Here is a 7891-nt window from a genome sequence, read left to right on the forward strand (position 1 = left end):
CCGAAAACCACGGCTGGCACAACGCCGTGTTCCTCTACCACCACGGCGAGATCGAACGCGCCCTCGGACACACCGAAGCCGCCCGCACCCACCTCACCCAGGCCCTCACCACCGACCCCTCCTTCAACCCCCTCCACGCACCCCGCGCCCGCGCAGACCTCGCCGCCCTCACCGACACCCGCTGACCCGGCGAACCCGCCGTCCCTTCCCCGACCGGGGCCGGGAACTGGCCGACTGGACGCATTGCACCGTCAGCGCCTGCACAGACGCCGGCCTCGAGTTCCCCGACAACAAGGCGCGCATCGAGAAGGTCCGCGCCTTCCGCCTTCGCAAGCTGCCGGTCCACACCGAGGCGTACGACAGCTGACTCCCCGCCGCGATCACCGGCCGAACCGTCCGCCTCGACGCCTTTCCGCCCGGCGGCGGCTTCCCTCCCGGCCTGTCCTCGCCCGGAGAAGGCGGTGCTCGCACCGGCACGAACGGCGAGCCGGGTCTTCCAGAATGCCCCAACTCGTTCATACCGATGCAATGCGGACACCGGATCAGTCGATGTGCTTGCGCGCCTCGATCAGGAAGCGCGCCGAGTGGGCCACGAACGGGCCCTCGGCCCGGATCCGGGCGTCCAGCTCGCGCAGCCGGTCGAGGTGGCCCTCGACGGTGAAGCCCGGAACCATCCAGATCACCTTCCGCAGGAAGTACACCACCGCGCCGATGTCGTGGAACTCCATCCGCAGCCGCTCCGAGCGCAGGTCCACCACCTCCAGCCCGGCCGCCCGGGCCTCGGCGCCCTCCACCTCGGGGCGGCGGCCCTCGCGTGCCTCGGGCTGCGGTCCGAGGAAGTACTCGACCAGCTCGAAGACCGAGGCCGGGCCGACGTGCTGGGCGAAGTACGCACCGCCGGGCCGCAGCACCCGGGCGATCTCCGACCACCAGGCCTTCACCGGGTGCCGGCTGCTGACCAGGTCGAAGGCCCCGTCCGCGAACGGCAGCGGCGGCTCGTCCTGGTCGGCGACCACCACCGCGCCCAGCGGGTGCAGCAGCCGGGTCGCCTGGGCCAGGTTGGGCGGCCAGGACTCGGTGGCGGCCAGGACGGGCGGGCCGCCGCCCTGGCGCAGGGCGCCGGCCAGCACCTCCCCGCCGCCGGTCTGGATGTCCAGGGCCGCCGACGCCGAGGCCAGCCGCCCGGCCAGCAGCCGCTGGTAGCCCCAGGAGGGGCGTTGCTCGGTGGCCCGGCCGTCCAACCAGGAGAAGTCCCAGCCGTCCACGGAGACGGACCCGGCCTCGGCGATCAGCTCTTCGAAGGTGCGCATGCCTCGCATCATCGCGGCGCCGACGCCGCGCTGCCAGCGGATTCACCGCCGACCGGGTACCTGCGTGCCCACCCGACCCGCACCTCCACCCCCCCGGCGGCGATCAGCCCGGCCACCGGGCCGCGCCGTCCGCGATCTCCGCGATGCTCGGGTGCCGGACGGCCTCCAGGCCCGGGTCGGCGAGCAGGTCCGCGATCAGGGCGGGCGGGCCGAAGACCTCGGTGGCGCTGAGGTCCCAGTTGGTGAGGACGAACCAGGAGCGGTCCGCGGACCACCAGTGCGCGGGGAACTGGGCGTACCCCGGCCGGGCGTCGTAGTGGGCGAGCACCTCGTCCAGCCGGCCGCGGTGGGCCGTCACCGGTCGCAGCAGGTCCTCGATCGCGGCTGAGGCGAGGCGGCAGTCGGTCGCCGGCCCGTCGGCGCTGTGCCGGGCCAGCACCTCCACCAGCCGCGCGAGGCAGTCGCGGTCCGGCTCGCCGATCAGCGGGACGTCGACCTCGCCCGGCAGCGCGGCCCGGTCGCCGAACACCAGGTACGACAGGGTGCAGGGCCAGTCGGCGAGGCGCCGCCCGGCGCCCGCCAGCGCCTCTGCCCAGCGCACCGGCCACCCGTCCACCCGCAGCGTGTGCAGCACCCAGCAACGGTCGGCGTAACCGGGCGCCTGCCCGGAGCCGGACCAGGGGCCGTCCGGCTCGTAGCCGAGGACCGCCTCCCCCGCCTCCAGCAGCGGCCGGAGCCCGTCCAGCGGGTCCTCGTCGGGTATCCGTTCCACGGCCCGTTCCTTCCCCTCGTTCCGGAACCGCGGCCTCGAAAACCGTTACCCCGTGTCGATACGTGTGCGCGAGGATAGCGGCCATGACGAAGGAACAGGACGGCGAGCCGTTCGGCTACGGAGTCGTCGCCAACGTCTCCCGGGAGACGGCGCACGGCGTGGGCGGGCTGGAGATCCGCCAGGGGCTCAAGCACTTCGCCCCGGGTGCCAAGGTGTGGATCGCCCCGACGCGCTGGGGCGTGTTCGACGAGGTCGTGGTGGCCGGGCGCCACCGGGGCCACGGTCGGCGCTACGTCACGCTCGCCACCAAGCTCCGCTTCCTGGAGAACTTCCGGGTCAGCGGCGTCCACAGCCCCGCCTTGTTGCGTGCCCTGTCCCGCCCGGGACCGGGCGTCGACCGGGACGGCGGGCTGTGGACGGCGGAGCAGGCCGAGGCGTACGCCGCGTTCAACAACGCCCACCGACTGGAGGTACGGACCGACGGGCCGGACGGGATCCGTGCGTGGGTATCCGACCCGCCGCCGATGGAACTGGTCCACCAGGACACCACCTACCACCTCGCCCACTTCAACGCCTACTACGCCCGCTACTCCTCCCAGCCGCCGCCCGTGGAGGCCCCGACGCCATGAGACGGACACCGCGGTCCGACCCCGGCCGCTTCTACGACGACCTCGCCGAGGACTACCACCTGCTCTACGGCGACTGGAACGCCTCGCTCACCCGGCAGGGCGCCGCCTTGGACGCCCTGGTCCGGGAGCACCTGGGCGAGGGCCCGGCCGAGGTGCTCGACTGTGCCTGCGGCATCGGGACCCAGGCGATCGGCCTGGCCGCGCTCGGCCACCGGGTGACCGGCACCGACCTCAGCCCGGTCGCCGCCGCCCGGGCCGCCGCGGAGGCCTCCGCTCGCGGGCTCCGGCTGCCCGCGGCGGCCGCCGATATGCGCGAACTCCCCTTCCCGGACTGCCGGTTCGACGTGGTGGTGTGCGCCGACAACGCGCTCCCCCACCTGCTCGCGGCCGAGGACGTCCGCGCCGCGCTGGCCGAGATGCGCCGGATCCTGCGCCCGGGCGGGCTGCTCCTGCTCTCCACTCGCCCGTACGACGAGCTGCGCCGGGACCGCCCGGCCTCCACCCCGCCGCAGACCGCCGAACTGGACGGCCGGCGCTCGGTGCTGTTCCAGCTCTGGCAGTGGCACGAGGACGGCGAGCGCTACGACCTGGAGCTCTTCCGGCTCCTGCCGGACGACACCGGGCAGTGGCGCACCACGGTCCGCCGCTCCAGCTACTGGGCCCTCACCCAGGACCAGCTGAGCGCCTTCGCCGCCGAGGCGGGCCTCACCGCCACCGACTGGCGCCGGCCGGCCGACACCGGCTTCTTCCAGCCCGTCCTGCTCGCCCGGGCCCCCTGACCTCCCGGTTCCTCCGCCACGTCGCCCCGCCGCCTCCCCCACCGGAGGCGGCGGGGCTCTTTCACACCCGCACTTCTGCCGACGCGTGTTACTTTTTACTCATGCGAGTAAATCCTCAGGACCCCACGGCTCCGGAGAGCGGCCGGAGCTTCGTCACGGACGCCCGACGCACCCAGATCGTCACCGCCGCCATCGAGGTCGTCGCCGAACTCGGTTACGGCCGGGCCTCGTTCGCGCAGATCGCCAAGCGCGCCGGGCTGTCCAGCGTGCGGCTGATCTCGTACCACTTCGACGACAAGGAGGACCTCTTCCAGGCCCTGGTCGACACCGTCCAGGAACAGGCCCGCACCGCCATGCAGCCGCGGATCCGCGCCCAGCACGAGCCGGCCGCGATGCTGGCCGCCTACATCGAGGCGAACCTCGACTTCCTCGCCGAACACCCCGTCGCGGTCCGGGCATTGGTGGACGTCCTCGCCAACGCCCGCCGGGAGGACGGCAGTCCGCTGGTCAGCCCGGCCGGCTTCGACACCCCCGTCGCCCTGCTGGTGCAGCACCTGCGGGACGGCCAACGCACCGGCGCCTTCCGCCCCTTCGACCCCGAGGCGATGGCCACCGCGATCCGCGCCTCGATCGACGCGGCCGCCAACCGGCTCGCCGCCGGGGCCGACTTCGACCCGCGCGCCTACGGCCGTGAACTGGTCACCCTGTTCGACCTCGCCACCAGGAACGGCGGCGCGTCATGACCGTCCACGCCGCTCCCCGGGAGGGACGGACCCGCCGGAGCACCGCCGCCTTACCCCTGCTGCTCGACCTCGTCCTGCCGCTCGGCGCCTACTACGGGCTGCGCCTCGCAGGCGTGGACCAGTGGTGGTCGCTGCTCTGGTCGGCCGCGATCCCGACGGTCGCCGTCGTCGTCCGACTGGTCCGCACCCGGCGCCTCGACTTCCTCGCCCTGCTCATCCTCACCATGATCGGACTCGGGCTCGTCCTCTCCTCGCTCACCGGCGACCCCCGCGCCCTGCTGATCCGCGAGGCCTGGACCGGCATGCTCGGCGGGCTGATCGGCGTCTGGCTGCTCGCCTCCGTCGGCTTCGGACGCCCGGCGCTGATGCTCCTGTTCCGCTCCTTCGTCCAGGTCAAGGCGGGCGAGGCCGGGCTGCGCGCCTGGGAGGAACGGTGGGAGGAGGACGCGGCCTTCCGTCGCGGCGTCCGGGTGCTCACCGCGGTCTGGGGCGCGGCCAGCCTGCTCAACGCCTTCGCCCAACTCGCCTTCGCCTACCTGCTGCCGGTCGACGCCGCGCCCGCCGCGATGCACGCCTGCTGGCCGGTCATCGCCGTACCGCTCTTCCTGTTCCACCTCGCCTACACCAAGCGCCACGGCCTGCGGGCCTGAGACGGGGCGCCGCCCCGCCCGGTTGCTCCGTCCAGGTCATGCCGCGTGACCGGGGCGGGTGCCGGTCGTTCCCCAGGGCGACCGTCGAGCGGGGGACTCCGGGTCCGGCGAGCCCGATCGGGTGCGGCGGATGCACAGTGAGAGAGCACAACTGCATGACTGATGCGACCACTTGTCCGACCGCTGCGCCACAGGCCGAGGCACCACCGGCCGCTCGGATCACCGGGGCAGATCACGAAGCCGCCGCCGTCACGTCCGCGCGGGCGGCGGGCGCACGCCGGCCCCGGCGGCGCGCGACGGCGGTCGCCGAGGCTGTCGTCGGCCTGGTCACCGGCGTCGGCTTCCTGCTCTGGGCCCGCAGCATCGACGTGAACCCGCTGGTCCGCATCGGCCAGGTGAGCGGCCTCGCCGGTCTCCAACTGCACGCCGCGGTGGTCACCGTGCCCGTCCTCGCGGTGCTGCTGTACGTCGCGCACCGCGCCGGCCCCGACCGCTACCGTCCGGCGCTGCGGCTCGGATGCGCGGTGATCGCGGGGCTGAGCACCGGCCTGGTCGCCGGCGGGATCGCGGTGGCGCTGCACGGAACCCCGTGGGGGCTCGGCGGGCAGGAGGGCGACCCGGGCAATGTGATGGGCATGGCCGACGACATGATCCGCGGCCAGGGCCTGCCCGGGGTCTACCCGCCGCTCTTCCCGGCGCTGTTGGCCGTGTGGGCCGAGCTGTTCCACGGCGCCCACGGTGCCGTCGCGGGTGTTGGATTCGCCATGCAGGACCTGCAACTGCTGTGCACCGCCGTCGCCGGCCCGCTCGCCTACCTGGCCTGGCGGCTGCTGCTCCGGCCCTTCTGGGCCCTGCTGATCGCGGCGCCCGCCGCGGTGCTCTTCATCGACCCCATCCGCCCCTACAGCCACAGCGCCATGCTGGTCATGGTGCCGCTGCTGGCCGCCTGCCTGCGCGACCTGCGCCGGGCGCACCGGCTGCCGACCCGCACCGCCGTCCGGCGGGCGGTCACGTACGGTTCCGCGATGGGCGTGGTGTTCCTCTGGTACTCCGGCTGGTTCGTCTGGGCCGCTCCCGGTGTCCTCGTCCTGAGCGGGTTCTCGATCCCCTGGCGGGCGGGGACGGCGCGCCTGCGGCGGACGCTGCTCTTCCTGGGGGTGACGGTGGTGAGCGCCGCGGTGGTCGGCGCGCCGCTGCTCTACCAGCTGGTCCGGTTCGGTGCGACGACCAAGGACCGCTACGCGATGATCACGGTCTACGCCGATCCCGCCTACGTGATGGGATGGGCGTCCGACCGCGCCGGCACACAGACCTACCACAACTGGCCGGTCGGCGGTGAGCTGGCCGGGCAGAGCGCGTTCACCCTGCTGCTCCTCGCGGCGGCGGCACTCGCGATCGGCCTCGGTTCGGGAGGCGTCCTGGTGCGGACCGTCGCCACCGTCCTGGTCAGCTCCTGGCTGCTCCGGTTCTGGTTCGCCGCGAAGATGGAACGCACCCAGGCCGTGCAGCTCTACCCGCGGACGACGTGGATCATCATGTACTGCCTGATCGTCCTGGCGGTGCTCGGACTGATGCTGGCCGTCCGGCGCACGGCGGCCTGGAGCCGTACGCTGTCCCGGCCCGGCAGCGGCCCTGCCACCGGGCGGAACCTCCTGGCGGTCCGCCGGGTCACCGCGGCCGGGGTCTGCGCGATCGCGCTGTTCACCGCCATGGCCGCCTCGTGGTCGGCCAACCGGTACATGCCGACCACCGCCTCGGGAGTCCTGGACATGGGCCTGGACGCCTGGCGCGCCCACGTGCTCAAGGACGCCACCGGCCAGTGCCCCCGGTACTCGCCCGTCGCCACCTGTGCCGGCGTCAACCAGGACCTGACCGCACGGAGGGAGGCCTCCGACGACCCCGCACTGTGGTGCGCCGGCGTCCCCGCCGCCGAGTGGCCGGTGACCTGCGGCCGCCGGGCCCCGTGGGCCTGACGGGCGCGGGCCGGAGCATCAGGTCTCGCGCTGCGGGTGGTAGGCCGTCTCCGGTATGCCGAACGTCCAGGCGACTCCGGCCCGGGCCGTCCGGGTGCTCGGCGGGACGCGCAGCCAGTAGGTGCGGGAGGTGCCGTCGGGCTCGGGCGTGGAGTTGACCACCTCGACCATCACCACCGGTTCGTCGTCCGGCAGGACGATCCGCCACAGCACTCCCGTCTCGTCGCGGTGGACGGGCTCCGCGCCGGAGTCGGCGAGGTACCGCTCGTAGCCGTAGTGCTCCAGCAGCACGCGGCGCAGCTCGGCGTTCTCCTCGGTGCGGATCCGCTCGGCCGTCACTTCGGCGAGGCCCGCCAGGAACTCTGCGGGGACTGGCATCCCGCGCCAGGCGTGCAGCGCGAAGCCGTCCGGGTACTCCAGGGCGGGGCCGTCCGCCCGGTCGAGCCGGCCGGCCTCGTCGCGGTGCAGGACGACGGGCCGCTCGGAGACCAGCGCCACCTCCTGGTACGGCCACCACCAGCCGGCTCCCCGCCCCACCTCGGCGAGCGGTGCGACGGCCTCGACGCCCGCGCCGGCGGCCTCCAGGGCGGCGAACCAGGGTGCGTCGTGCTGGCCGCGCACCGCGTCCAGCAGGGCGAGACGGACGGTGGTGCGCCGGCTCCGAGCGGCGGCGGCCCCGGCGCCGGTGGCCGGGGCACCGGCGGAGGCCCGGTCGCTGCCGGAGGCCCGGTCGCGATCGGCCTCGGGCGCGAGCCGGTCGAGCACGGCGTTGCGCACCCGCTCGGCCAGCGGCGTGCTGACCGGGCCGAGCTCACCGCCGGTCAGCGCCCAGTGCGCGGCCCAGCCGGCCGGGCCGACCTGCTCGACGGCGCGCCGCCGGGCCTCCTCCCAGGGCCGGGTGCGGACCTCCTCGCGCACGCTCACCGCGCCGGCGGCCCGCAGCTCCAGCGCCGCCTCGGCGGCCGCGAGCGGCGAGCCGAACCAGCGCACGGCCGCCGGTTCGGGCAGCCCGGCCGCCCGGTAGGCGGCCCGCAC

At 74.4% G+C, this 7891-nt stretch carries 9 protein-coding genes; 6 read left to right on the top strand and 3 right to left on the bottom strand.

The annotated features are described in order from the left end of the window. Positions 1-185 (top strand): tol-pal system YbgF family protein (locus ACFC1T_RS37770; protein ID WP_375897171.1); only part of this gene is annotated, 185 nt, incomplete at its 5' end. A 357-nt stretch (positions 186-542) separates the two neighbouring features. On the opposite strand, the gene ACFC1T_RS37775 is transcribed toward ACFC1T_RS37770, so the two are convergent. Next, positions 543-1310, bottom strand: a complete 768-nt coding sequence (locus tag ACFC1T_RS37775; protein WP_375897174.1) for a class I SAM-dependent methyltransferase — start codon at positions 1308-1310, stop codon at positions 543-545. Positions 1311-1413: 103 nt separating this feature from the next. After that, positions 1414-2082 carry a hypothetical protein gene (locus tag ACFC1T_RS37780; RefSeq protein WP_375897177.1) on the bottom strand — a complete coding sequence of 223 codons (669 nt, stop codon included), beginning with the start codon at positions 2080-2082 and terminating at the stop codon, positions 1414-1416. Positions 2083-2165: 83 nt separating this feature from the next. On the opposite strand from ACFC1T_RS37780, the gene ACFC1T_RS37785 reads away from it, so the two are divergent. The 5 genes from ACFC1T_RS37785 (at position 2166) to ACFC1T_RS37805 (ending at position 6856) form a co-directional block, all read left to right on the top strand. Next, entirely contained in the window at positions 2166-2711 is a 546-nt protein-coding gene (locus tag ACFC1T_RS37785; RefSeq protein WP_375897180.1) for a hypothetical protein, read from the top strand. Beyond that, complete coding sequence (locus tag ACFC1T_RS37790) at positions 2708-3490, top strand: methyltransferase domain-containing protein (protein WP_375897182.1); 783 nt, start codon at positions 2708-2710, stop codon at positions 3488-3490. The genes ACFC1T_RS37785 and ACFC1T_RS37790 overlap by 4 nt, the downstream gene beginning before the upstream one ends. Before the next feature lie 101 nt (positions 3491-3591). Beyond that, positions 3592-4233 (top strand): TetR/AcrR family transcriptional regulator, encoded by a 642-nt coding sequence (locus ACFC1T_RS37795; RefSeq protein ID WP_375897185.1) that lies wholly within the window; start codon positions 3592-3594, stop codon positions 4231-4233. Continuing rightward, on the top strand, positions 4230-4883 hold the full coding sequence (locus ACFC1T_RS37800; RefSeq protein ID WP_375897187.1) for a VC0807 family protein: 654 nt from the start codon (positions 4230-4232) through the stop codon (positions 4881-4883). The genes ACFC1T_RS37795 and ACFC1T_RS37800 overlap by 4 nt, the downstream gene beginning before the upstream one ends. A 155-nt stretch (positions 4884-5038) precedes the next feature. Continuing rightward, positions 5039-6856 (top strand): hypothetical protein, encoded by a 1818-nt coding sequence (locus ACFC1T_RS37805; RefSeq protein ID WP_375897190.1) that lies wholly within the window; start codon positions 5039-5041, stop codon positions 6854-6856. An 18-nt stretch (positions 6857-6874) separates the two neighbouring features. Here ACFC1T_RS37805 and ACFC1T_RS37810 read toward each other — a convergent pair. Then, the coding region (locus ACFC1T_RS37810) for a DUF6745 domain-containing protein (RefSeq protein WP_375897193.1) at positions 6875-7891 on the bottom strand (1017 nt) is incomplete at its 5' end.

The sequence above is a fragment of the Kitasatospora sp. NPDC056076 genome, assembly GCF_042266305.1.
Classification (GTDB): Bacteria; Actinomycetota; Actinomycetes; order Streptomycetales; family Streptomycetaceae; genus Kitasatospora.

Coding starts and splice junctions, on each gene's coding strand:
- ACFC1T_RS37775 (WP_375897174.1), bottom strand. CDS start 1,310: ATGCGCACCTTCGAAGAGCTGATCGCCGAGGCCGGGTCCGTCTCCGTG.
- ACFC1T_RS37785 (WP_375897180.1), top strand. CDS start 2,166: ATGACGAAGGAACAGGACGGCGAGCCGTTCGGCTACGGAGTCGTCGCC.
- ACFC1T_RS37790 (WP_375897182.1), top strand. CDS start 2,708: ATGAGACGGACACCGCGGTCCGACCCCGGCCGCTTCTACGACGACCTC.
- ACFC1T_RS37795 (WP_375897185.1), top strand. CDS start 3,592: ATGCGAGTAAATCCTCAGGACCCCACGGCTCCGGAGAGCGGCCGGAGC.
- ACFC1T_RS37800 (WP_375897187.1), top strand. CDS start 4,230: ATGACCGTCCACGCCGCTCCCCGGGAGGGACGGACCCGCCGGAGCACC.
- ACFC1T_RS37805 (WP_375897190.1), top strand. CDS start 5,039: ATGACTGATGCGACCACTTGTCCGACCGCTGCGCCACAGGCCGAGGCA.